This is a genomic window from Cellulomonas terrae (assembly GCF_007990265.1).
Taxonomy (GTDB): domain Bacteria; phylum Actinomycetota; class Actinomycetes; order Actinomycetales; family Cellulomonadaceae; genus Cellulomonas; species Cellulomonas terrae.
Genome location: NZ_BJWH01000001.1, coordinates 318,778 through 340,839, shown reverse-complemented (window position 1 = coordinate 340,839; position 22,062 = coordinate 318,778). Strand labels below are relative to the sequence as shown.

27 protein-coding genes are annotated in these 22,062 nt (G+C 72.1%); 19 read left to right on the top strand and 8 right to left on the bottom strand.

The genetic code is table 11. The features are described from left to right. Window positions 1–233: 233 nt before the first annotated feature. From CTE05_RS01680 to yjfF, 4 genes are all read left to right on the top strand, one after another. On the top strand, window positions 234–1,241 hold the full coding sequence (locus tag CTE05_RS01680) for an ABC transporter substrate-binding protein (protein WP_146844360.1): 1,008 nt from the start codon (window positions 234–236) through the stop codon (window positions 1,239–1,241). Between the two features lie 96 nt (window positions 1,242–1,337). After that, complete coding sequence (locus CTE05_RS01675; protein WP_146844359.1) at window positions 1,338–2,879, top strand: sugar ABC transporter ATP-binding protein; 1,542 nt, start codon at window positions 1,338–1,340, stop codon at window positions 2,877–2,879. A gap of 8 nt (window positions 2,880–2,887) precedes the next feature. Continuing rightward, the gene (locus CTE05_RS01670) at window positions 2,888–3,925 is read left to right on the top strand and encodes an ABC transporter permease (RefSeq protein ID WP_146844358.1); all 1,038 of its coding nucleotides are present in this window, start codon (window positions 2,888–2,890) and stop codon (window positions 3,923–3,925) included. Continuing rightward, window positions 3,925–4,953, top strand: coding sequence for a galactofuranose ABC transporter, permease protein YjfF (gene yjfF / locus CTE05_RS01665; RefSeq protein ID WP_146844357.1), 1,029 nt, complete (start codon window positions 3,925–3,927; stop codon window positions 4,951–4,953). Before CTE05_RS01670 ends, yjfF begins: the two co-directional genes overlap by 1 nt. A gap of 92 nt (window positions 4,954–5,045) precedes the next feature. Here yjfF and CTE05_RS01660 read toward each other — a convergent pair whose 3' ends face one another. Continuing rightward, window positions 5,046–5,753 carry a potassium channel family protein gene (locus CTE05_RS01660; RefSeq protein ID WP_146844356.1) on the bottom strand — a complete coding sequence of 236 codons (708 nt, stop codon included), beginning with the start codon at window positions 5,751–5,753 and terminating at the stop codon, window positions 5,046–5,048. Continuing rightward, window positions 5,746–7,122, bottom strand: a complete 1,377-nt coding sequence (locus CTE05_RS01655; protein ID WP_146844355.1) for a TrkH family potassium uptake protein — start codon at window positions 7,120–7,122, stop codon at window positions 5,746–5,748. The genes CTE05_RS01660 and CTE05_RS01655 overlap by 8 nt, the downstream gene beginning before the upstream one ends. Before the next feature lie 131 nt (window positions 7,123–7,253). On the opposite strand from CTE05_RS01655, the gene CTE05_RS01650 reads away from it, so the two are divergent. From CTE05_RS01650 to CTE05_RS20515, 6 genes are all read left to right on the top strand, one after another. Beyond that, window positions 7,254–8,441 (top strand): acetoin utilization protein AcuC, encoded by a 1,188-nt coding sequence (locus tag CTE05_RS01650; protein ID WP_146844354.1) that lies wholly within the window; start codon window positions 7,254–7,256, stop codon window positions 8,439–8,441. A gap of 129 nt (window positions 8,442–8,570) precedes the next feature. Further along, entirely contained in the window at window positions 8,571–8,798 is a 228-nt protein-coding gene (locus tag CTE05_RS01645) for a helix-turn-helix domain-containing protein (protein WP_146844353.1), read from the top strand. Window positions 8,799–8,960: 162 nt separating this feature from the next. Further along, window positions 8,961–9,059: a 30S ribosomal protein bS22 gene (locus tag CTE05_RS01640; protein WP_003792170.1), complete on the top strand. Its 99-nt coding sequence runs from the start codon at window positions 8,961–8,963 to the stop codon at window positions 9,057–9,059. Between the two features lie 153 nt (window positions 9,060–9,212). Further along, on the top strand, window positions 9,213–10,262 hold the full coding sequence (locus CTE05_RS01635) for a LacI family DNA-binding transcriptional regulator (RefSeq protein ID WP_246123188.1): 1,050 nt from the start codon (window positions 9,213–9,215) through the stop codon (window positions 10,260–10,262). Between the two features lie 201 nt (window positions 10,263–10,463). Then, window positions 10,464–10,655 carry a glycoside hydrolase family protein gene (locus CTE05_RS20520; RefSeq protein ID WP_246123187.1) on the top strand — a complete coding sequence of 64 codons (192 nt, stop codon included), beginning with the start codon at window positions 10,464–10,466 and terminating at the stop codon, window positions 10,653–10,655. Continuing rightward, window positions 10,592–10,873, top strand: a complete 282-nt coding sequence (locus CTE05_RS20515) for a glycoside hydrolase family protein (protein WP_246123186.1) — start codon at window positions 10,592–10,594, stop codon at window positions 10,871–10,873. Before CTE05_RS20520 ends, CTE05_RS20515 begins: the two co-directional genes overlap by 64 nt. Here the strand turns inward: CTE05_RS20515 and CTE05_RS01625 are convergent. Both CTE05_RS01625 and CTE05_RS01620 read right to left on the bottom strand, forming a co-directional pair. After that, entirely contained in the window at window positions 10,849–11,370 is a 522-nt protein-coding gene (locus CTE05_RS01625; RefSeq protein ID WP_146844352.1) for a GNAT family N-acetyltransferase, read from the bottom strand. The genes CTE05_RS20515 and CTE05_RS01625 overlap by 25 nt on opposite strands. Further along, window positions 11,367–12,221, bottom strand: coding sequence for an HAD family hydrolase (locus CTE05_RS01620; protein ID WP_371863343.1), 855 nt, complete (start codon window positions 12,219–12,221; stop codon window positions 11,367–11,369). Before CTE05_RS01620 ends, CTE05_RS01625 begins: the two co-directional genes overlap by 4 nt. A 54-nt stretch (window positions 12,222–12,275) precedes the next feature. Between CTE05_RS01620 and CTE05_RS01615 the strand changes: the two genes are divergently transcribed. Next, window positions 12,276–12,545 carry a glutaredoxin family protein gene (locus CTE05_RS01615; RefSeq protein WP_146844350.1) on the top strand — a complete coding sequence of 90 codons (270 nt, stop codon included), beginning with the start codon at window positions 12,276–12,278 and terminating at the stop codon, window positions 12,543–12,545. 50 nt (window positions 12,546–12,595) lie between these two features. After that, on the top strand, window positions 12,596–13,303 hold the full coding sequence (locus CTE05_RS01610; RefSeq protein ID WP_146844349.1) for a redox-sensing transcriptional repressor Rex: 708 nt from the start codon (window positions 12,596–12,598) through the stop codon (window positions 13,301–13,303). A 56-nt stretch (window positions 13,304–13,359) separates the two neighbouring features. Here CTE05_RS01610 and CTE05_RS01605 read toward each other — a convergent pair whose 3' ends face one another. Continuing rightward, a complete protein-coding gene (locus CTE05_RS01605) occupies window positions 13,360–13,917 on the bottom strand; it encodes a YceI family protein (protein ID WP_146844348.1) in 558 nt (185 codons plus the stop codon). Between the two features lie 106 nt (window positions 13,918–14,023). Here CTE05_RS01605 and CTE05_RS01600 point away from each other — a divergent pair, with 106 nt between their 5' ends. The 6 genes from CTE05_RS01600 to ccsB are packed head-to-tail and all read left to right on the top strand — an operon-like array spanning window position 14,024 to window position 19,313. Further along, the gene (locus tag CTE05_RS01600) at window positions 14,024–14,518 is read left to right on the top strand and encodes a MarR family winged helix-turn-helix transcriptional regulator (protein ID WP_146844347.1); all 495 of its coding nucleotides are present in this window, start codon (window positions 14,024–14,026) and stop codon (window positions 14,516–14,518) included. A 48-nt stretch (window positions 14,519–14,566) separates the two neighbouring features. Beyond that, complete coding sequence (locus CTE05_RS01595; protein ID WP_146844346.1) at window positions 14,567–15,211, top strand: histidine phosphatase family protein; 645 nt, start codon at window positions 14,567–14,569, stop codon at window positions 15,209–15,211. A gap of 1 nt (window position 15,212) precedes the next feature. Further along, entirely contained in the window at window positions 15,213–15,794 is a 582-nt protein-coding gene (locus tag CTE05_RS01590; RefSeq protein ID WP_246123184.1) for a TlpA family protein disulfide reductase, read from the top strand. After that, window positions 15,791–16,594, top strand: coding sequence for a cytochrome c biogenesis CcdA family protein (locus tag CTE05_RS01585; protein ID WP_146844345.1), 804 nt, complete (start codon window positions 15,791–15,793; stop codon window positions 16,592–16,594). The genes CTE05_RS01590 and CTE05_RS01585 overlap by 4 nt, the downstream gene beginning before the upstream one ends. After that, window positions 16,591–18,291 carry a cytochrome c biogenesis protein ResB gene (resB, locus tag CTE05_RS01580; protein WP_146844344.1) on the top strand — a complete coding sequence of 567 codons (1,701 nt, stop codon included), beginning with the start codon at window positions 16,591–16,593 and terminating at the stop codon, window positions 18,289–18,291. Before CTE05_RS01585 ends, resB begins: the two co-directional genes overlap by 4 nt. Next, the gene (gene ccsB, locus CTE05_RS01575; RefSeq protein ID WP_146844343.1) at window positions 18,288–19,313 is read left to right on the top strand and encodes a c-type cytochrome biogenesis protein CcsB; all 1,026 of its coding nucleotides are present in this window, start codon (window positions 18,288–18,290) and stop codon (window positions 19,311–19,313) included. Before resB ends, ccsB begins: the two co-directional genes overlap by 4 nt. A gap of 27 nt (window positions 19,314–19,340) precedes the next feature. On the opposite strand, the gene CTE05_RS01570 is transcribed toward ccsB, so the two are convergent. Then, a complete protein-coding gene (locus CTE05_RS01570; RefSeq protein ID WP_146844342.1) occupies window positions 19,341–19,658 on the bottom strand; it encodes a PLDc N-terminal domain-containing protein in 318 nt (105 codons plus the stop codon). A 57-nt stretch (window positions 19,659–19,715) separates the two neighbouring features. Between CTE05_RS01570 and CTE05_RS01565 the strand changes: the two genes are divergently transcribed. After that, window positions 19,716–20,003, top strand: coding sequence for a DUF4229 domain-containing protein (locus tag CTE05_RS01565; RefSeq protein WP_146844341.1), 288 nt, complete (start codon window positions 19,716–19,718; stop codon window positions 20,001–20,003). On the opposite strand, the gene CTE05_RS01560 is transcribed toward CTE05_RS01565, so the two are convergent. After that, complete coding sequence (locus tag CTE05_RS01560; protein ID WP_146844340.1) at window positions 20,004–20,876, bottom strand: 1,4-dihydroxy-2-naphthoate polyprenyltransferase; 873 nt, start codon at window positions 20,874–20,876, stop codon at window positions 20,004–20,006. Further along, window positions 20,873–22,009, bottom strand: a complete 1,137-nt coding sequence (gene menE, locus CTE05_RS01555) for an o-succinylbenzoate--CoA ligase (protein ID WP_146844339.1) — start codon at window positions 22,007–22,009, stop codon at window positions 20,873–20,875. Before menE ends, CTE05_RS01560 begins: the two co-directional genes overlap by 4 nt. Window positions 22,010–22,062: the final 53 nt, after the last annotated feature.

The window sequence follows — 22,062 nt, the reverse complement described above, 5'->3', positions numbered from 1 at the left end:
CCTCACGGTCACCCGGGCGGATGAACCGGACATCGTCGCGTGGCGAAGCGTGACCGGAATGCAACCTTTGAACGACGCCCTTGAGCAGAATGTGAGCGCTAACATTCAGGCGAACCACCTGCTGGACCTCGGTCCAGCGGGACTCGTGCCCCCGGTGCCCCGGATGCACGACGCGGCTCGACCGGCGTGGGTCGGGCCAGCGAGCGAGTGCGTTTCTCGAGGAGGAGAAGCAGATGGTCAGCAACATGTTCAGGAAGCGGTCGATGGCCGCAGGGATCGCGGTGCTCGCACTCGGCCTCGCAGCGTGCGCGGGCGGCGACTCCGGTGACGGGGAGACCGCAGGCAGCGGCGGCGGCGACGAGGGCGACCTCATCTCGGTCGGGTTCAGCCAGGTCGGTGCCGAGAGCGGCTGGCGCGCCGCCAACACCAAGTCGATCCAGGACGCCCTCACGGAGGAGGCGGGGTTCGACCTCAGCTTCTCCGACGCCCAGCAGAAGCAGGAGAACCAGATCCAGGCGATCCGGTCCTACATCGCCCAGGGCGTCGACTACATCGCGTTCTCGCCGGTCGTCGAGTCCGGCTGGGACAGCGTGCTCGAGGAGGCCAAGGCGGCCGACATCCCGGTCATCCTCACCGACCGCGCGGTCGACAGCGAGGACACGTCGCTCTACGTGACGTTCATCGGGTCGGACTTCGTCGAGGAGGGCAAGCGCATCGGTGAGTGGGTCTCCGAGAACCTCGGCACCGAGCCCATCAACGTCGTCGAGCTGCAGGGCACCACGGGCTCCGCACCCGCGATCGACCGCAAGACCGGCTTCGAGGACGCCATCGAGGGCAACGACAACATCTCGGTGATCGCCTCGGAGACCGGGAACTTCACGCGCGCCGAGGGCAAGACGGTCATGGAGGGCTTCCTCCAGGCGTACCCCGACATCGACGTGGTGTACGCGCACAACGACGACATGGGTCTGGGCGCGATCGAGGCGATCGAGGCGGCCGGCAAGGTGCCCGGTCAGGACATCAAGGTCGTCACGATCGACGGCGTCAAGGACGGCATGACCGCCCTCGCCGAGGGCAAGATCAGCTACATCGTCGAGTGCAACCCGCTGCTCGGCCCGGACCTCGCGGAGATCATCAAGACCCTCGAGGAGGGCGGCACCGTCGAGCCCCGCATCGTCACGAAGGACGAGGCGTTCGACCAGGAAGGCGCCAAGGCAGTCCTGGCCGACCGCCAGTACTGATCCTTCTCGCCCCGGCTGCCCGGGGGGACCTCCGCGTCCCCCCGGGCGGCACAGCCCTGCCGGTACCGTGAGACCGGCGCGGACGAAAGGTCGACGATGACCGCTGTGACTACACAGGACCCCACCCCGATCGTCGCGATGACGGGGATCTCCATCACCTTTCCCGGGGTCAAGGCGCTCGACGGCGTCGACTTCCGGCTCTTCCCGGGCGAGGTGCACGCCCTGATGGGCGAGAACGGCGCCGGGAAGTCCACCCTCATCAAGGCCCTCACCGGCGTGTACACCATCGACTCCGGGTCGATCGTCGTCGACGGCGAGGAGCGCACGTTCGCCGGTCCCGCGCAGGCCCAGGCCGCGGGGATCAGCACCGTCTACCAAGAGGTCAACCTCTGCGACAACCTGTCGGTGGCGGAGAACATCATGCTCGGCCACGAGGTCCGGCGGGCCGGGGTGGTCGACTGGCGGCAGACCCGCAACGCGGCCCGCGAGCACCTGCGCACCATGAACCTCGACATCGACCCGAAGTCGTCGCTGTCGTCGCACTCGCTGGCCGTGCAGCAGCTGGTCGCGATCTCGCGCGCGATGGTCGTCGACGCCCGCGTGCTCATCCTCGACGAGCCGACGTCCAGCCTCGACGCCGACGAGGTCGCCCGGCTGTTCGACGTCGTGCGCGCCCTGCGCGACCGCGGCGTCGCCATCCTGTTCGTGTCCCACTTCCTCGACCAGGTGTACGAGATCAGCGACCGCATGACGGTCCTGCGCAACGGCGCCCTCGTCGGGGAGTACCGCACGGCCGACCTCGACCGGGTCGAGCTGGTGCAGAAGATGATCGGCCGCGCGCTCGCCGTCCTCGAGGAGCTTGAGGAGGCGCCGAAGCGATCCGTCGCGGAGCGTGCCGAGACGCAGCCCTACGTGCAGGCCATCGGCCTCGGCCGCAAGGGCACGATCGAGCCCTTCGACCTCGACGTGTACGCCGGAGAGGTCGTCGGGCTCGCGGGCCTGCTCGGCTCCGGCCGCACCGAGCTGGCGCGCCTCCTGTACGGGGCGGACCACGCGGACTCGGGGGAGGTCCGGGTCGAGGGCGTCCCGACGAAGCTGCGCACCCCGCGCAGCGCCCTGGCACGCGGCATCGTCTACTCCTCGGAGAGCCGCAAGACCGAGGGCATCGTCGGGGACCTGACGGTGCGCGAGAACATCGTGCTCGGCCTCCAGGCCGACCGCGGCTGGCTGCGACGGATCTCCCGGCGCAAGTCGGACGAGGTCGTGAACCGCTACATCGAGGCGCTCGGCATCCGCCCCGCCAACCCCGAGGCGATCGCCGGCAACCTGTCCGGCGGCAACCAGCAGAAGGTGCTGCTCGCGCGCTGGCTCGCCACCGCCCCGAAGCTCCTGCTGCTCGACGAGCCCACGCGCGGCATCGACGTCGGCGCCAAGGCCGAGATCCAGAAGCTCGTGGCCGACCTCGCCGCGCAGGGCATGGCGGTCGTGTTCATCTCGGCCGAGCTCGAGGAGGTCCTGCGCCTGTCGCACCGCATCGCCGTGCTCCGCGACCGCCGGAAGGTCGCCGAGATCACCAACTCCGACGACGTCACCACCGACGACGTCGTCCACCTCATCGCGAGCGGAGGGCAGTCATGAGTTCCGTCATGACCTCTGCCGGAGCCGTCGCCCGGCACCGGTTGTTCTGGCCGATCGTGGCCCTGGCCGTGCTGCTGCTGGCCTGCGTGCTGAAGTCGAGCACGTTCCTGGACATCACCATCCGGGACGGGCACCTCTACGGCGGGCCGATCGACATCCTGCGACGGTCCAGCGTCCTGCTGCTGGTGGCCCTCGGCATGACGCTCGTCATCGCGACGCGCGGCATCGACCTGTCCGTCGGAGCCGTGATGGCGATCGCGGGAGCCGTCGCGCTGTCCCAGATCGCCGCGTCCGACAACCCCGAGTCGCTCGCGGTCGTGCTGTCCGCCATCGGCAGCGCCGTGCTCGTCTGCCTCCTGATCGGGGTGTTCAACGGGTTCCTCGTGGCGGTGGTCGGGATCCAACCGATCATCGCGACGCTCGTGATCATGACCGCTGGCCGGGGCATCGCGATGCTCATCACCGGTGGCCAGATCACGACCGTGACCAGCGCCCCCTACAAGACGATCGCCACCGGCTACTGGCTCGGGCTGCCCGTCGCGGCGCTCATCGCCGGGTTCTTCTTCCTGGCGATGGCGCTCATCACGCGGCGCACGGCGCTCGGGGTGCTCATCGAGTCGGTCGGCATCAACCCCGTCGCCTCGCGGCTCGCCGGCGTCCGCGCCCGGACGATCATCTGGACCGTCTACGTCCTGTGCGCGTTCTTCGCGTGCGTCGCCGGGTTCATCCGCAGCTCCGACATCATGGCGGCCGACGCGAACAACGCCGGCCTGTTCATCGAGCTCGACGCGATCCTCGCGGTGGTCATCGGCGGCACGTCGCTGGCCGGCGGCAAGTTCTCGCTGGTCGGGACGCTGGTCGGGGTCCTCGTGATCACCACGCTGACCTTCTCGGTGACCATCCTGGGCATCCCCGCGAACGCCGTGTCGCTGTTCAAGGCGCTCGTCGTCATCCTTGTCTGCCTCCTGCAGTCGCCCGTGGTCCGCCACAAGCTGCGGGCCCGCAGACGGGCCACCGCCCCTGCTCCTGTGGAGGTTCCGGCCTGATGGCGACCGACCAGCTCACCTCTCCGAAGGCGCCCGCCGACGCGCGGCCGTCGCTCGGCTCGCGCGTCCGCAGGTTCCGCATCGACGAGCGCTACCTGCCCGTCCTGGGCACCGTGGTCGTCCTGATCGCCATGCTGGCCATCGGCGGCTCGCGATACGAGAACTTCCTCACCGGCCGCGTCATCGCCAACGTGCTCATCAACAACTCGTTCCTCGTGGTGATCGCCGTCGGCATGACGTTCGTGATCCTCACCGGGGGCATCGACCTGTCGGTCGGCGCCGTCGTCGCGCTCTCCGGCTGCGTCGCGGCGTGGATGTTCACGCACGGCTACGGGGCCGCGGTCGCCATCCCCCTGGTGATCCTCGTCGGCACGGTCATCGGCCTCGTGGTCGGGGTGATGGTGCAGGTGTTCGAGATACAACCCTTCATCGCGACGCTCGCCGCGATGTTCCTCGCGCGGGGCCTGTGCTACATCGTGGCGCCGGAGTCGATCCCGATCACCGACCCGACCATCGTCGCGCTCGCCCGCACCCGCTGGGGCACCGACGACGGCCTCGTCATCACCCCGAGCGGCGTGATCGCGCTGGCCGTCGTGGCCATCGCGTTCGTGACCCTGCACTACACGCGGTTCGGCCGCACGGTCTACGCGATCGGGGGCAGCGAGCAGTCCGCGAAGCTCATGGGCCTGCCCGTCGCCCGCACCAAGGTGCTGGTGTACGTGATCAGCGGCACCTGTGCCGGGCTCGGGGGCCTGCTGTTCGCGATCTTCTCGCGGTCCGGCTACGCCCTGACGGGCGTCGGGATGGAGCTCGACGCCATCGCGGCGGTCGTCATCGGCGGCACGCTGCTGACCGGTGGCAGCGGGTTCGTCCTGGGCTCGGTGCTCGGCGTCCTGGTGCTGGGCCTGATCCAGACGATCATCACCTTCGAGGGCACCCTGAGCTCGTGGTGGACCAAGATCTTCATCGGCGCGCTGCTGCTGATCTTCGTGGTCCTGCAGCGCCTCCTGGCGATCCGCCGCCGCTAGACCGCCCGCCACGCGCCACGAGCGCGGCAGTTCACGACGAGCGCGGCAGTCGGAACTGCCGCGCTCGTCGTGAACTGCCGCCCTCGTCGCCGTCAGGGGCGGGCGGCGAAGCGTTCCAGGAGGTCCGCGTGGCCCGAGACGATGATCAGGTCGTTCGTGGACAGGCGGGTCTCCGGGGTGGCGTAGACGAAGTCGATGCCGGGGCTCTTCACCCCGATGACGGTGACGCCGTAGCGCTCGCGCACCTTGGACTGCGCGAGCGTGAAGCCCTGCGTCTCCTTCGGCGGGCGCATCTTGACGATGGTGAACCCGTCCTCGACCTCGATGTAGTCGAGCAGCTTGCCGGACACCAGGTGCGCCACGCGCGCGCCGGCGTCGGCCTCGGGGAGCACCACGTGGTGCGCCCCGATGCGCTGCAGGATGCGCGCGTGCTCGTTGCTGATGGCCTTGGACCAGATCTGCGGGATGCCGATGTCCACCAGGTTGCCGGTGATCAGCACGGACGCCTCGAGGTAGGACCCCACGCCGACGACGGCGACGGGGAACTCGCGCGCACCGAGCTGCTCGAGCGCCTCCGGGTTGGCGGCGTCGGCCTCGACGAGCGCGATGCGGCCGGCCCACTGCGCGACCAGCTCGGGGTTGCGCTCGACGGCGAGCACGTCCTGCCCGAGCCGGTCCAGGGTCGCGGCGATGGAGGACCCGAACCGGCCGAGCCCGATGACGAGGACGCCGGAGTCCTTCTTGGGCGTGCGCGGAGCGTTCTGCGTCCCTTTGAGGGAGTCGCCAAACCTGTCAGCCAATGATCGGCCTCTCTTCCGGTAGCCGGATCACCCGACGACGGTTGCGCAGCGCGAGCGCGGCCGCAAGCGTCATCGTGCCGGTCCGGCCGATGAACATGAGCACGGTGAGCACGTACTTGGCACCGTCGGGAAGGTCCGCGGTGATGCCGGTCGACAGTCCGCACGTGGCGAACGCCGAGATGACCTCGAACAGGACCTTGTCCAGCGTGAGTCCGGTCATGGCCAGGAGCAGCAGCGACGAGACGAGCACGAGCGTCGCCGAGACGAGCGAGACGGCGATCGCGACCTGGAGCGCCTCGCGGGGGATCCGTCGCCCGTAGGCCTCGACGTCCTTGTCTCCGCGGCCCTCCGCGAGGATCGCGAGCAGCATCACGGCGAGCGTCGTGACCTTGATGCCCCCGGCGGTCGACGCCGAGCCACCGCCGACGAACATGAGCGCGTCCATGAGCAGCCAGGTGCCCTCGTGCATCTCGCCGACGTCGACGGTGGAGAAGCCGCCGGACCGGGGCATGACCCCGGCGAACAACGAGGCGAGCGCGGTGGCGCTGGGGCCGAGCGGCTTGAACGTGTCCGGGTTGGTCCACTCGAAGGCGGCCACGAGGACGGACCCGGCGACGACGAGCGCGAGGCTGGTGGTCACGGTGAGCTTCGAGTGCAGGCTCCAGCGCCGCGGCTCGCGCAGGTGCCGGGCGACGTTGAGGATCACGGGGAAGCCGAGCGAGCCGATGAAGACACCGATGATGATGGGCATCAGCACCCACCAGTCGGACACGAACGGCTCGAGCCCGTAGGGCGTCGGCACGAAGCCGGCGTTGTTGAACGCGGAGATCGCGTAGAAGGCCGAGTGCCAGGCCGCCGATCCCACGCTCTCGTCGAACATGAGGAACCGCGGGAACAGCACGACCGCGATGATCAGCTCGAGCGCCACCGACGTGATGATGACCGTCCGGATCAGCGACCCGACCTCGCCGAGCCGCGTCTCCTTGGTCTCCGACGACACGAGCAGCCGCTGCGTCAGGCCGATCCGCCGTGACACGGCCATGCCGAGCAGCGACGCGAGCGTCATCACGCCGAGGCCGCCGATCTGGATCGCGACGAGGATGACCACGAGGCCCCACGCGGACCAGTACTCGCCGGTGGGCACCACGACCAGGCCCGTCACGGTGCTGGCGGACGCGGCGGTGAACAGCGCGTCCACGAACGGCGCCGGGCGACCGCTGGCGGTCGCCCAGGGTGCCGAGAGGCCTGCGGTCACGACCGCGATCACGAGGGCGAACACGCCGAGCGCGAGCCGTGCGGGGGACTGTCGTGCCGAGCGGTCGACGTACTCCCGCCACCGCCACGCCACGCCCGGGCCACCCCGCGCCATCACACCTCCCGCAACCGGCCCGGCGCTCGCCGGTCGGGGCAACTCTGGCACGCCCCGGGCGTGCGGATCGACCCGACAGGCTCGGGGCGCTCGGATCGACAGCAGCGGGCCCCGGGTGCGACGGTGAGCCCATGACGTCGCAAGCACCTGTGCGCGTGGTCTGGTCGCGCGAGATGCTCGCGTACGACTTCGGCCACGGGCACCCCATGACGTCGGAGCGGCTCGACCTGACCATCCGGCTGGCCGAGGAGCTCGGTCTCCTGGTCGGCGACGACGTCGAGCTCGTGGGCGCACAGATGGCCTCGGACGCGCTCCTGCAGACCGTCCACGACCCCGCGTACGTGGCCGCCGTGCACGCCGCGTCCACGGACGGAACCCCGGACGCGGCGCGCGGCCTGGGCACGTCCGACGACCCGGTGTTCCCCGACATGCACGAGGCCTCGGCGCGGGTGGCGCAGGGGTCCGTCGACTCGGCGCTCGCGGTGTGGGAGGGGCGCGCGCTGCACGCCGTCAACGTCACCGGCGGGCTGCACCACGCGATGCCGGGGTCGGCGTCGGGGTTCTGCGTCTACAACGACGCGGCGGTCGCCATCCGCGCGCTCCTGGCCGCGGGCGCCCGGCGGGTGGCCTACGTCGACATCGACGCCCACCACGGGGACGGCGTCCAGGCGGTCTTCTGGGACGACCCCCGCGTGCTCACGGTCTCGGTGCACGAGACCGGGCAGGCGCTGTTCCCCGGCACGGGCCACGCCCGCGAGACCGGGGGACCGGGCGCCGAGGGCACGTCCGTCAACGTCGCGCTCCCGTCGGGCACCGGCGACGCGGGCTGGCTCCGGGCGCTGGACGCCGTCGTGCCTGCCGTGGTGCGCGCGTTCGCCCCGGACGTGCTGGTCACGCAGCACGGCTGCGACACGCACCTGCTGGACCCCCTGACGCACCTGCGGGTGAGCATCGACGGCCAGGTGCGGGCCGCACAGCTGCTCCACGAGCTGGCGCACGAGGTCGCGGACGGTCGCTGGGTGGCCCTGGGCGGCGGCGGGTACGCGGTCGTGGACGTGGTGCCGCGGTCGTGGACGCACCTGCTCGGCATCGCGACGCACCACCCGGTGGACCCGTCGACGCCGGTCCCCGACGCGTGGCGGTCACTGGTGCGCGAGCGGTACGGGCGGCTGGGTCCGGAGGTGATGACCGACGGTCGCGACGCCCGCTTCAGCCCGTGGTCGGGCGGCTACGACCCGGGCGACGACGTCGACCGGTCGATCCGCGCGACCCGCGCCGCAGTCTTCCCGTCCCTCGGCCTGGACCCGGACCACGACTGACGCTGGGCCGGACGAGGGACGTCCCAGGCGTCACCCCTATCCCACGTGTCCCACACGCCACTACGCTGGTCCGGCACCCGCAGGGTGGGTGCGCGGGCCCGCCGCGCGTCGGGCGGAACGGACGACGACATGACCGAGCAGCGCGACCAGCCTGGCCGCACGCGATTCCTGACGGTGCTCGAGGTTGCCGAGGTCATGCGCGTCTCGAAGATGACGGTCTACCGCCTGCTGCACTCGGGCGAGCTGCCCGGGGTCCGCGTCGGCCGTTCCTTCCGCGTCCCGCAGGACGCGCTCGACCACTACCTGGCGACGTCGCCGGCGGTGGAGGCGCGGGAGCAGGACCGCAGAACGTCCTGAAAGCAGTCGCGCGTCGCTGAGGGGCGTCGTGATCGCGTAAGGTAGAGCCTCGGACTTTGTTCGTGCGTGGTCGACTCGGTAGCACTCGATCTCTTCTGCGCGTCGATCGACCACCAGAACGGCCCGTCGCCGGGCCTCCATCGGAAGCGAAGTGAGGACCCCATGGGCTCCGTCATCAAGAAGCGCCGCAAGCGGATGGCCAAGAAGAAGCACCGCAAGCTGCTGCGCAAGACGCGTCACCAGCGTCGCAACAAGAAGTGAGCCCTGGCGGCCGTGAGGTCGCCAGCTCCGACGAACGGGCCCGGCAGCTGCCGGGCCCGTCGTGCTTCCGGCGGGGGCCTTCTACATCGATGTAGAGTTGCCGTGGTCTGGGACTCTGTCCCTCGGCAGGGGCGCGCACCCAGGGAGACGGCGATGAGCACGGCCAAGCGGGGTTCCGCGGTGACGATGCACGAGGTCGCCGCGCGGGCGGGGGTCTCCATCAAGACCGTCTCCAACGTGGTCAACGGGTACCAGTACATCCGGCCCGCCACCAAGGAGCGGGTCGAGGCGGCGATCGCGGACCTCGGGTACCAGGTGAACCTCTCGGCGCGGAACCTGCGCCGCGGCCGCACCGGCATCATCGGGCTCGCGGTTCCCGAGCTGTCGCTCCCGTACTTCGCCGAGCTCGCCGACTCCGTCATCCGCGCCGCCGACGCCCGTGGGCTGACCGTCCTCATCGAGCAGACGGGCTCGGTCCGGGAGCGTGAGCTCGACGTGCTGTCCGGGCAGCGTCGGCACCTCACGGACGGCCTGATCTTCTCGCCGCTCGAGCTCGGGCCGCAGGACGCCGAGGCGCTCCACGTCGACTACCCGATGGTCCTCCTCGGCGAACGCATCTTCGGTGGTCCTGCCGACCACGTCACCATGAACAACGTCGAGGCCGCCCGCGCCGCCACGCAGCACCTGCTCGACCTGGGCCGCCGGCGGATCGCCGTGATCGGCGCGCACGAGGGGGAGACGGTCGGTTCCGCCGCGCTGCGCGTGCAGGGCTACCGGCAGGCGCTCGAGGAGGCCGGCCTGCCGGTGGACCCCGCACTCATCGGCGAGGCGGGTCTGTGGCACCGCGCGACGGGCGCCGAGACGATGGAGCGGCTGCTGGACTCGGGCGTCGAGATCGACGCCGTGTTCGGCCTCAACGACGCGCTCGCGCTGGGCGCCCTGCACGTGCTGCACGCGCGCCGGATCGACGTCCCGGGGCAGATCGCCGTGATCGGCTTCGACGACATCGAGGAGACCGCCTACTCCTCCCCGACGCTGACCACCGTGGCGCCCGGGCGGGAGCAGATCGCGACGACGGCCGTGGACCTGCTGCTCGCCCGCATCGAGGAGCTCGAGCCCGGCAAGCCCTTCGCCCAGGTCATCACCGACTTCGAGATCGTCGGCCGGGAGTCGACGCTGGGGGAGCAGGCGCCCGCCGTCTGAGCCGGCTCAGTCCGCGCGGGCGTCGATGCTGGTCAGCCGCTGGTCGACCAGCCAGCCGGTGGCCAGCAGCGGCAGGCTCAGCCCGACGATCGGCACCACTCGGCGTTCACGTTCGGCTCCAACCGGTCGGCCATCGGCCTGACGACGAACACGACTCTCGACCCGGACGACCCCGACTACGCCTGGGTCGACCGGGGCGAGGTGCTGCGGTCGGAGCCCGGCGAGACCAGCTACAACGCGATCGACCCCGGCGGGATCACCGACGCGGACGGCACGCCGTGGATGGCGTTCGGGTCGTTCTGGGGCGGCATCCAGCTGGTCGAGCTCGCGTGGCCGTCGGACGCTCGCGGGACGTCACCGGCCCGTACGTCGACCGGTCCGGCAAGGAGATGACGGCGGACGGCGGTGAGCAGCTGCTGACCACGACGGGCGACATGGTCGGACCGGGCGGGCAGTCCGTGTCCCAGGGGCACCTGGCGTTCCACTACTACGACGCCGCGGCCGGGGGCGACTTCCGGCTCGAGCTCCGTGATCTGGCGTGGGACGACCAGGGCTGGCCGGTGGCCACGACGCGCGACGAGCAGGATCAGAGCGGGCGTTCGAGCACGTAGTCGTCCTCGACCCGGGTGCCGACCGTGAAGTGCTTCGTGCCGACGATGGCGAAGCCGGACCGCACGTAGAACGCCTGCGCCCGCGCGTTCTGCTGGTTCACGCCGAGCCACATCCCGTGCGCGCCGCGGGCGCGGGCGACGTCCAGCGACGCGGCCATGAGCGCGTTCGCGATGCCGGCGCCGTGATGGTCCGGGTGCACGTAGCACTTGGACAGCTCGACGGTCGGGCGCAGGTGGAGCGCGGCCTGCACGTCCTCGTCGGTCGGCTCGCCGGCGACGAGCATGGTGTACCCGACGAGCTCGTCGTCGCCGGCGACCAGGACGTCGCGCGCGGGGTCGTCGAGGTAGTCGGCGAACCGCCGAGGCGACAGGACCGTGTCGATGAACTCCTGCTGGTCCTGTGCGGTGGAGCCGGGCGGGCAGGCCAGCGGGAACGTCAGTGCGGCGAGCCGGGCGAGCGCGTCGAGCTCGCCGTGCTCGGCGGACCGGACCGTCACAGGACGTCCTCGGGTCCGCCGGGTCCGCGCCACGAGCGCAGGAGCGCCCGCGCGACGAGGCCGCCCGCCCAGGCGAGCCCGGCCAGGCTGGCCACCGTCGTGCCGCGGCGGGCGTTGCGTCGGCGGGTGCGGAACTCGCGCACCGGCCAGCCCACGGTGGCGGCGTAGCGGCGCAGGCGACGGTCGGGGTTGATCGCGCACGGGAAGCCGACCTCGGACAGGATCGCGACGTCGTTGGTGGAGTCTCCGTACGCGTACGACGTGGACAGGTCGATGCCCTCCTTCTCGGCTATCGCGCGCACCGCGTCGGCCTTGGCCTGGCCGTGCAGCATGTCGCCGACCAGCCGGCCGGTGTAGAAGCCGTCCTCGTGCTCCGCGATCGTGCCCAGCGAGCCGGTCGCGCCGAGGCGCCGGGCGATCAGCGACCCGATCTCCACGGGCGTCGCCGTGACCAGCCAGACGGAGTGCCCCGCGGCGATGTGCTGGTCGAGGAGCCGCTGCGTGCCGGGGTAGATCCGCAGGCAGAGCACCTCGTCGTAGACGTCCTCCGCGATCGCGGTGACCTCCGCGACCGAGTGCCCCTTCATGATCGACAGCGCGCGGCTGCGGACCTCGTCGATCTGGTGCTTGTTCTCCCCGAACGTCAGGTACCGGAACTGGTGCAGCCCGAACTCGAGCAGGTCGCGCTTGCGGAAGAACCCGCGCCGGTAGAGGCCGACCGCCAGGTGGAACGAGCTGGCGCCACGGATGATCGTGTTGTCGACGTCGAAGAACGCACCCACCCCGGGACCGTCCGGGCCGGACCCCGGGTCCCGCAGCACGGGAGCGGGGGCGCTGGGGTTCCCGGACACCTGACGCACCCGGTCACTGTAACGACGGTGAGACCGACATGAGACCGTGAGCCCATGACGCGTGTGGTGCTCTACGGCCGGGTCGGCTGCCATCTGTGCGACGAGGCGCGGGAGGTGGTGCGGACCGTGTGCGACGAGACCGGGGCGGACTGGTCGGAGGTCGACATCGACGCGGACACGACGACCGGGCGTGACCTCGTCGCCGAGCTGGGCGAGCTGGTGCCGGTGGTCGAGGTCGACGGTGTGCAGCAGGGCTACTGGCGGATCGACGCGAACCGGCTGCGCCGAACTCTTACCGCGGCCGGTCGTCGCCCCCTAGCCTGACCACCAGGGCTCGGGCGACCGGGTCCCACGGGGCGTTCGCGGGAGTCGATGTGGACACGCAGCGAAGGGGACCTCGGGCGCACACCAGGGCGACGGAGCCGGGTGCGACCGGGCGGTCCGGCGCGCGCGACGTGCCCACCGCCACCGTCGCCCGGCTGCCGGGCTACCTGCGGGTCCTGCACGGTCTGACGGCCGACGGGGTCGTCACCACCTCGTCGGAGGAGCTGGCCGCGGGGGCGGGTGTCACGCCCGCCCAGCTGCGCAAGGACCTGTCGTTCCTCGGCTCCTACGGGCGGCGCGGGGTGGGGTACGACGTGCTGCACCTGTCGGAGCAGATCTCGGTCGTGCTGGGGCTGACGACGCAGCGGCGGGTCGTCATCGTCGGCATCGGCAACCTCGGGCACGCCCTGGCCAGCTACTCGGTGTTCGCCGAGCGGGGGTTCGCGGTCGTAGGCCTGGTCGACGCCGACCCCGCGGTGGTGGGCACGACCGTGGCGGGCCTGGTGGTGCAGCCGCCGGCAGCGTTGCACGACGTGGTCAGCGGCTCCGACGCGACCATCGGCATCATCGCCACACCCGCGGCCGTGGCGCAGGACGTGTGCGACGAGCTCGTCGCGGCCGGCGTGGTCGGCATCCTCACGTTCGCGCCGCGCGCGCTGCGGGTGCCGCCGCACGTGGACCTGCGGGCCGTGGACGTGGCCTCCGAGCTGCAGATCCTCGCGTTCCACGACCGCCGGCGCACCGGCACCGGCGCGTGAGCATGACGAAGGCCGGGTCCGCGACGGACCCGGCCCTCGCCGTGCAGAGCGCTGTGTCAGGCCTTGATGGTCGACACGTCGAGCGCGATGACGACCTTGTCGGACACCAGGACGCCGCCGGCCTCGAGGGCCGCGTTCCAGGTGAGCCCGAAGTCCTTGCGGGAGATGGTGGCGGTGGCCTCGAAGCCCGCACGCGTGTTGCCGAACGGGTCGACCGCGGTGCCGTTGAACTCGGTCTCGAGCTCGACGGGCTGCGTGACGCCGTGGATGGTGAGGTCACCGGCGATGACGTAGCTCGTGCCGGCCGGGCGGATCTCGGTGGAGACGAACGTCCACTGGCCGAACTTCTCGACGTCGAAGAAGTCGCCGCTCTTGAGGTGGCCGTCGCGGTTGGCGTCGCCGGTGCTGACGGTGGCCGGGTCGAGCGTGACCGAGACCGAGGTGCTCGCCAGGTCCTCGCCGACCGTGACCGTGCCCTCGGTGACGGCGACGGCGCCACGGACCTTGGAGATCCCGGCGTGCCGGACGGTGAACGCGGCCTCCGTGTGCGAGGCGTCGATGGCCCAGGTGCCCGTCGTGAGGCCGGCGGGAAGGGTGGCGGTGGCGGTGCTCATGGTCTGTCCTCCGTGGTTGTTGAACGGTCAACCAAACTGTTAGTTCAAAGTTGTACTACACTCCTGGCAGACCCGCAACCCGGGACGGACGAATGGAGGCCGCGCTGTGACCACTGACACACCCACCCAGCAGACGGTGGAGTGGCTGACCGCCGAGCAGCAGGTGCACTGGCGCTCGTTCCGCGGCGGTGCCGCCCGCCTGTTCGCGGCGCTCGAGCACGAGCTGGAGCAGCAGACCGGTCTGTCCACGCACGAGTACGAGGTCCTCGTCCGGCTCTCCGAGACGCCCGACCGCACGCTGCGGATGGCGCAGCTGGCCGACAACCTCGCGCACTCCCGCAGCCGCCTCACGCACACCATCCGACGCATGGAGGAGCAAGGGCTGGTCTCGCGGCTGCCCTGCGTCGAGGACGCCCGCGGCGTGAACTGCACCATGACGGAGAAGGGCTGGCAGACCCTCGTCGCCGCGGCCCCGAGCCACGTGCAGTCCGTGCGGGACCACCTCGTCGACGTGCTCACCCCCGCGCAGTTCGCCGCGCTCGGCGACGCGATGGAGACGGTCCGCCTGCACCTGACGGGTGGCGCGTGTCACGTCGAGTGACCCGGTCCCGTGGCCGTGGCGCACAGGAGTGTTTGCGAGACTGAGCCCATGGTCGCGACCACCATCCACCTGATGCGGCACGGCGAGGTGCACAACCCCGACGGCGTGCTCTACGGACGGCTGCCCGGATACCGACTCTCGGAGCGCGGCCTCGCCATGGCGGACATGGTGGCGGAGCACCTGGCGCGCACCGGTCGTGACGTCGTGGCCGTCATCGCCTCCCCGCTGCAGCGCGCGCAGGAGACCGCCGGGCCGATCGCCGCGGCGTTCGACCTCGACATCCGCACCGACGAGCGGATCATCGAGGCCGGCAACCACTTCGAGGGCAAGACGTTCGGCGTCGGCGACGGCTCGCTGCGCCACCCCGAGCACTGGCCGTACCTGCGCAACCCGTTCCGGCCGTCCTGGGGCGAGCCCTACAAGGAGCAGGTCGACCGCATGCTGGCGGGCGTCGAGACCGCACGCGAGCTCGTCCGCGGGCACGAGGCCGTGCTGGTCAGCCACCAGCTGCCCGTCTGGGTCACGCGCCTCGCGCTGGAGAACCGGCACCTGTGGCACGACCCGCGCAAGCGGCAGTGCTCCGTCGCGTCCCTGACCAGCCTGCGCTACGACGGCGACACCCTCGTCGGTGTCGGCTACAGCGAGCCGGCGGCGTCCCTGCTGCCGGGCGTCTCCTCGGTCGCGGGGGCCTGACGTGCGGGTCCTCGCCGCGGCCGCGCTGGCCGTCCTGCTGCTCGCGGGCTGCACGCCCGACACCGCCCCGACGACGCCCGACGACGTGGCGGGCCAGGGCTACCAGTCCGGCGACGGCAGCACGACGACCTGGGCTCCCGACGAGCGGTCGGGCCCGCTCGAGCTCGCCGGCACCGACTTCACGGGCACCTCGCAGGACGTGGCCGACTGGCGCGGCGACGTCGTCGTCCTCAACACCTGGTACGCCAACTGCCCGCCGTGCCGCGCCGAGGCCGCCGACCTCGCGGACCTGTCCACCGACTACGCCGACGAGGGCGTGCGGCTGCTGGGCATCAACCGGACCGACGACGCCGGCACCGCGCAGGCGTTCGAGCGGCAGTTCGAGGTCCCGTACCCCAGCCTCGCGGACACCGACGGCGCCGCGATCGCCGCCCTCCAGGGCACCGTCCCGGTCAACGCCGTGCCGACGACGGTCGTGCTGGACCGTTCCGGGATGGTCGCCGCCCGCATCCTGGGGCTGGCCGACCCGTCGACGCTGCGCTCGATCGTCGACGAGCTCCTCGCCGAGGCGCCAGCCTCATGACGCTCGCCGACGCGGGCGACGCCTTCGGCCAGACCGTCGTGTCCGGATCGCTGCTCCTGGCGATCCCGGTCGCGCTGATCGCCGGGCTCGTCTCGTTCGCGTCGCCCTGCGTGCTGCCGCTGGTCCCGGCCTACGTCGGGTACCTCGGCGGGATGACCGGGTCGGCCCAGACCGTGTTCTCCGAGGGCACCACGCTCGTCACGACCGCGCCGGCGCGCAGTCGCGTGCTGCTCGGCGTCGGGCTGTTCGTCGCCGGGTTCACCGCCGTGTTCGTCGCGCTCGCGGTCCTCGCCGGGTCGCTCGGTGGGTTGCTCGTCGAGTACCAGGACCCGATCACGCGCGTCCTCGGGGTCGTCGTCATCGTGCTCGGCCTCGGGTTCCTCGGCCTGATCCCGTTCCTGCAGAACGAGAGGCGCGTCCACCTGGCACCGCGTGCCGGGCTGTGGGGCGCCCCGCTGCTGGGCGTGACCTTCGGGCTCGGCTGGGTGCCGTGCATCGGCCCGACGCTCGCGGCGATCCTCACGCTCTCCCTCGACGGCGGCTCGGCCGGCCGCGGTGCGCTCCTGGCCGTCGCGTTCTGCCTCGGGCTCGGGCTGCCGTTCCTGCTGGTCGCCCTGTTCGTGGACCGCAGCGCCGGGGCGCTCGGCTTCCTGCGCCGGCACCGCCTGGCGATCATGCGGTTCGGCGGCGCGATGCTCGTGATCCTCGGGATCGCCCTGGTCACGGGCGTGTGGGGGACCTGGTCCTCGTGGCTGCAGGGTGTTCTCGTCGGCGGCGACCCGTTCGTGCCGGTCGTATGAGCGTGCACCGGCCCGAGGGCCTCTCCGACGTCTTCATGGAGCCCACCGAGGCTCCTCCCGCTGCGCCTCCGACGCTCCCGACGCTCGGCTTCGTCGGCTGGATGCGGTGGGCCTGGCGGCAGCTCACCAGCATGCGGGTCGCCCTGCTGCTGCTCATGCTGCTCGCGGTCGCCGCCGTGCCCGGCACCGTCTGGCCGCAGCGCGCCCAGGACACCGCCGCGGTCGCGGAGTACCTCACCGACCACCCCACGACCGGCCCGTGGCTGGACCGGCTCGGGTTCTTCGACGTGTACTCGTCGGTCTGGTTCTCGGCGATCTACCTCCTGCTCTTCGTCTCGCTGGTCGGCTGCATCCTGCCGCGCACCAAGGTGCACCTCGCGGGCGTCCGTGGCCGCCCCCCGCGCGCGCCGCGCCGGTTCGCGCGGTTCCCCGCGCAGGGCTCGGGTCTCGTGGACGGCCCGCCGGCGCACGTCGCCGACGACGCCGTGGCCGTGCTGCGCGGCGGCTGGCGCTGGCTCCCGTTCGTCCCGACGTACCGCGTCGACACCCGCGACGAGGGTGACGGCACCGTCGCGGTGTCCGCGGAGCGCGGCTACCTGCGCGAGACCGGCAACCTCGTCTTCCACCTCGCCCTCGTCGGGCTGCTCCTCTCGGTGGCGACCGGGCAGGTGCTGCACTACCGCGGGCAGGCGATCGTCGTGCAGGGCCGCGGGTTCGCGAACGCGCAGGTCGACTACGACACCTTCGAGCAGGGCACCGCGTTCACGCCGTCCAGCCTCGTCCCGTTCACGCTGCGGCTCGACGAGTTCGAGTCCCGCTTCGACCCGGACACGCTCCAGTCCCGCGACTTCACCGCGCACGTCACGCTGACCAACCCCGGCGAGGAACCCGTCGAGGAGACCATCAAGGTCAACCACCCGCTCGACGCGGGCGGCGCCAAGGTCTACCTGCAGGGCAACGGGTACGCCCCCGACATCACGGTGCGCGACGCGTCCGGCCAGGTCGCGTTCTCCGGTCCCACGCCGTTCCTGCCGCAGGACGAGGTCTACACCTCCCGCGGCGTCGTCAAGGTGCCCGACGTGTCCGGCGACCAGGAGCAGATCGGCCTCGTCGGCTACCTGCTGCCCACCGTCGACGTCCGCGAGACCGCCTTCGGTCCCGCGTACGCCTCCGTCAACCCGCAGCCCGACGACCCCGCGCTCGTGCTCGCGGTCTGGCAGGGCAACCTCGGCCTCGACACGGGCGTCCCGCAGAACGTCTACGAGCTCGACGAGGCACGCATGACGCAGCTCATGGAGGACGACGACAAGCCCGTCACGCTCGTCGTGCGGCCCGGCGAGACCGTCGACCTGCCCGACGGGATGGGCACCCTGACGTTCAACGACCTGCCCCGGTACGTCGCGCTCGACCTGCGCCACGACCCGGCGCTGCCGTTCGTGCTCGTGTTCTCGCTGCTCGCGTTCGCCGGGCTCGCCACCTCGCTCTTCGCCCCCCGGCGGCGTCTCTGGCTCCGGCTGACCCCGGGCGTCGACGAGGACGCCGGCCGTACAGTGGTCACCGCGGCCGGGCTGGCGCGCGGCGACGACGTCGGCCTCCAGCCCGAGCTCGACAGGGTGCTCGCGCAGGTGCTCGCCCGCACGGCTGACAGACCCCCGGTCGCACCCCGCGGCCCGACCTCAGGAGAAGCCACACCATGACCACCGGTGACCTGAGCACGTTGCTCGTCTGGGGCGCCGCGACCGCGTTCACCGTCGCCCTGATCGCCTACAGCGTCGACCTCGCGCGCATCGCGGACCGCGCGCAGAAGCGTGTCCCCGAGGCCGCCCTGGCTGCGGCACCGGGCGGGCGTCCCGCGACCGCCGTCGCCGGCTCCGAGGCGCAGAGCGCACCCGGCCGGTCGGCCCGTGCCGAGGGGATCGCCCGGTCGACCACCCTGCTCGGTCTCGTGCTGCTCTTCGGCGGCATCGTGCTGCGCGGCATCGCCGCCGGGCGGTGGCCGACAGCCAACATGTACGAGTTCACGCTCGTCGGGGTGTTCGTCGCCGTCCTCGTCCTGACCATCGTGCAGCGCAGGCGCGTCATCGCGTTCGTCGGCGTCGTCGTCATGGGCATCGCCGTGCTGGCCCTCGTCCTCGCGCTCAACGCGTTCTACATCCAGGCCGACCAGGTGCAGCCCGCCCTGCAGAGCTACTGGCTGATCCTCCACGTGGGCGTCGCCATCACCGCGACCGGGATCTTCACCGTCGCGTTCGCCACGTCCGTGCTGCAGGTCCTGCGCAGCTTCCGCGAGGAGGCCCGCACGGAGGTCGACGCGCCCGCGGTCACCGTCGGTGCCGCCCCGGCCCGGTCCGACCGGTTCCGTCGCTGGGTCGGCGGGCCGCGGTTCGGGTGGCTCGAGCAGGTGCCGGGCTCCCGCGAGCTCGAGGCGCTGTCCTTCCGGCTGAACGCGGTCGCGTTCGTGCTCTGGACGCTGACCCTCATCGGCGGCGCCATCTGGGCCGAGCACGCCTGGGGCCGGTACTGGGGCTGGGACCCCAAGGAGGTCGGCACGTTCGTCGCGTGGGTCGTCTACGCGGCCTACCTGCACGCACGCACGACGCGCGGCTGGAACGGCCGGCGGGCCTCGTACTTCGTGTTCGTGGGCTACGGCGTGGTGCTCGCGAACTTCACGGTCGTCAACATCGTCGTCCCGGGGAAGCACTCCTACGGCGGCGTCTGACGTCTGCTCCGGGCGTCCGACGTCTGCTCAGGCAGCGGGCGGGGCGTCGTCCGGCGCGCCCGGATCGGCGCGTCTGCGGTCGTCGTCGAGCCGCGACAGGAAGTCCGGGTCGTCGTCAGGTCCCGTGGCGCGGCGGTTCCGGGTCGACGGGTCGGGCCCGGCGGCGGTCCGGCGGGACCAGCGCACGGCCAGCCAGACGAGCGAGCCGAGGAGCGGCACGACGACGATCAGCAGGACCCAGAAGACCGGGTGCACGCCGAGGCGCTCGTCGGTGGTGCTGCGGATGACGTCGATCACGCAGTAGACGATCAGTCCGATGATCAGCAGGACGGCCAGGTTCCTCACCTCGCCAGACTAGACGCCTGTGACGGGCGACGAGGGCCCAGCGCCTACCCTGGGACCGTGCCTTTCGTCGTGTACTCGGTCCTGCGCCTCGCGCTGTTCGGCGCGTGCCTCGGCCTGCTCTGGTGGGCGGGCCTGCGCTCGTGGCTCGTCGTCATCGTCGCGGCCTTCGTCGCCTGGGGGCTGTCCTACGTCCTGCTGGCCGGCCCGCGGGACGCCGCCGCCCGCCAGCTGGCCGAGCGGGCGGAGCGACGTCGCGCCGCGGGCGACCGGACGGTCCTGGGCAAGCGCGCGCAGGAGGACGCCGACGTCGAGGACGCAGCCGACGAGGCGTCGCGCGAGAGCTGACTAGAGCGCGAGCCCCAGGCCGAGCAGCACCCCGAACGCGAGCTCGAGCAGGCCGGTCCCCGCCAGGACCGGCACGAGAGCCCGACCGCGTGCGCCGAGCAGCACGGTGACGGCCAGGACCACGGCCGGCGCCAGGAGCAGCAGGACGATCAGCGTCCACGGCGACGCGAACGCGCAGCCGATCCCGCCGAGCAGCACGGGACCGATCACGAGCACCGCGTAGGCGCGTCGCGACCACCGTTCGCCCAGCCGCACCGCGAGGGTCCGCTTCCCGACGAGGGCGTCGGTCGGCACGTCCCGCAGGTTGTTGGCCATGAGCAGCGCGCACGCGAGCATGCCGACGCAGACGGCGCCGACCCACGCCGGCCAGGAGAGCTCGTCGGCCTGCGTGTAGGTGGTGCCGAGCACGGCGACCAGCCCGAAGAACACGAACACGCCGACCTCGCCGAGGCCGCGGTAGCCGTACGGTCGCTTCCCGCCGGTGTACCCCCACGCGGCGAGGATCGCCACGGCACCGACGGCGAGCAGCCACCACTGACCGGTCGCGGCGACCAGCGCCAGGCCGAGCAGGGCGGCGACGCCGAAGGCCGCGAACGCCGCGGCCTTGACGGTCCCCGGGCTGGCGGTGCCCGACGCGGTCAGGCGCAGCGGCCCGACGCGGTCCACGTCGGTGCCGCGGATGCCGTCCGAGTAGTCGTTCGCGTAGTTGACGCCGACCTGCAGCGCGAGCGCGACACCGAGGGCGAGCGCGGCGCGTCCGAGGTGGGCCTCGCCGAGCTGTGCGGCTGCTCCGGTCCCGACGAGCACGGGGGCTGCGGCCGCCGGCAGCGTCCGCGGTCGTGCACCCTGCAGCCAGTCGCTGGCAGTCGTCACGTGGGGTTCCTCTCGAGCTGGCGGGTGGCGAGCAGCGTGGCGGCCCGACGGTCGATCTTGCCCGGGCCGCGCACCGGGAGCGAGTCCGTGACCACGAGGTGGCGTGGGGCGTGGGTGGCACCGAGGTGCTCGGACACCGCGGCGCGGAGCTCCGGCAGGGTCGGCGGCCGGGCACCGGGACGGGCGACGACGACCGCGACGACGGCCTGGCCCCACTCCTCGTCGGGGACACCGACCACGCACGCCTCGGCCACGCCCGGCAGGCTCGCGACGACCGCCTCGACCCGGGCCGGCGCCACCTTCACGCCCCCGCTGACCAGGACGTCGTCGGCGCGCCCGAGCACGACGAGCGACCCCGCCGACCACGTCCCGAGGTCCGAGGTGCGCAGGTGCCGGACTCCGTCGACCTGCACGAACGCCTCGGCGTCGAGGTCCGGGCGGTCCAGGTACCCGTCGGCCAGGACCGGGCCGGTGAGCAGGATGCGCCCCTCGTCGTCGAGCCGGACGGAGACCCCGTCGAGGGGGCACCCGTCGTAGACGCACCCGCCGGACGTCTCCGTCATGCCGTACGTGGTCACCACCGCGACGTCGACGGCACGGGCCCGGACCAGCAGGTCCGGTGCGGCGGCGGCGCCACCCACGAGCACGCCGTCGAACGACCGCAGGGCAGCCGTCGCCGCGGCATCGTCGAGGAGCCGCACGAGCTGGGTCGGGACGAGCGAGGTGTACCGCGGCCCGTCGGCGGGCAGCGCGTCGACCGCCGCGACGAACGCGGCCGCCCGGAAGGGGGAGGCGGTCGCCGTCGGCGTCGTACCCGCCAGCACCGACCGGACGAGCACCTGGACGCCCGCGACGTGGTCGGTGGGCAGCGCGAGCAACCAGTGCCCCGGTCCGGCGAGCCGGTCGTGCGTCGCCGCCGCCGAGGCGCGCAGGGCGCTCGCCGACAGCAGCACGGTCCGCGGCTCACCCGTCGAGCCCGACGTCCGCAGCGCGACCGCGACGTCGTCGCCCACGTCGACGGACACGGTCTCGGACCCCGGTGCGACCGCGGGCCCGTTCCCCGAGAGGGCCGCCGCGAGCGCCGGGAGGAGCAGGTCCGGCCGCGCGGGGACGTCACGCAGGGGTCGGATCACCCGCTCAGCGTAGGTCCGTCCCGGCGCGTGCCCGCCCGGGCCGCACACGCTCA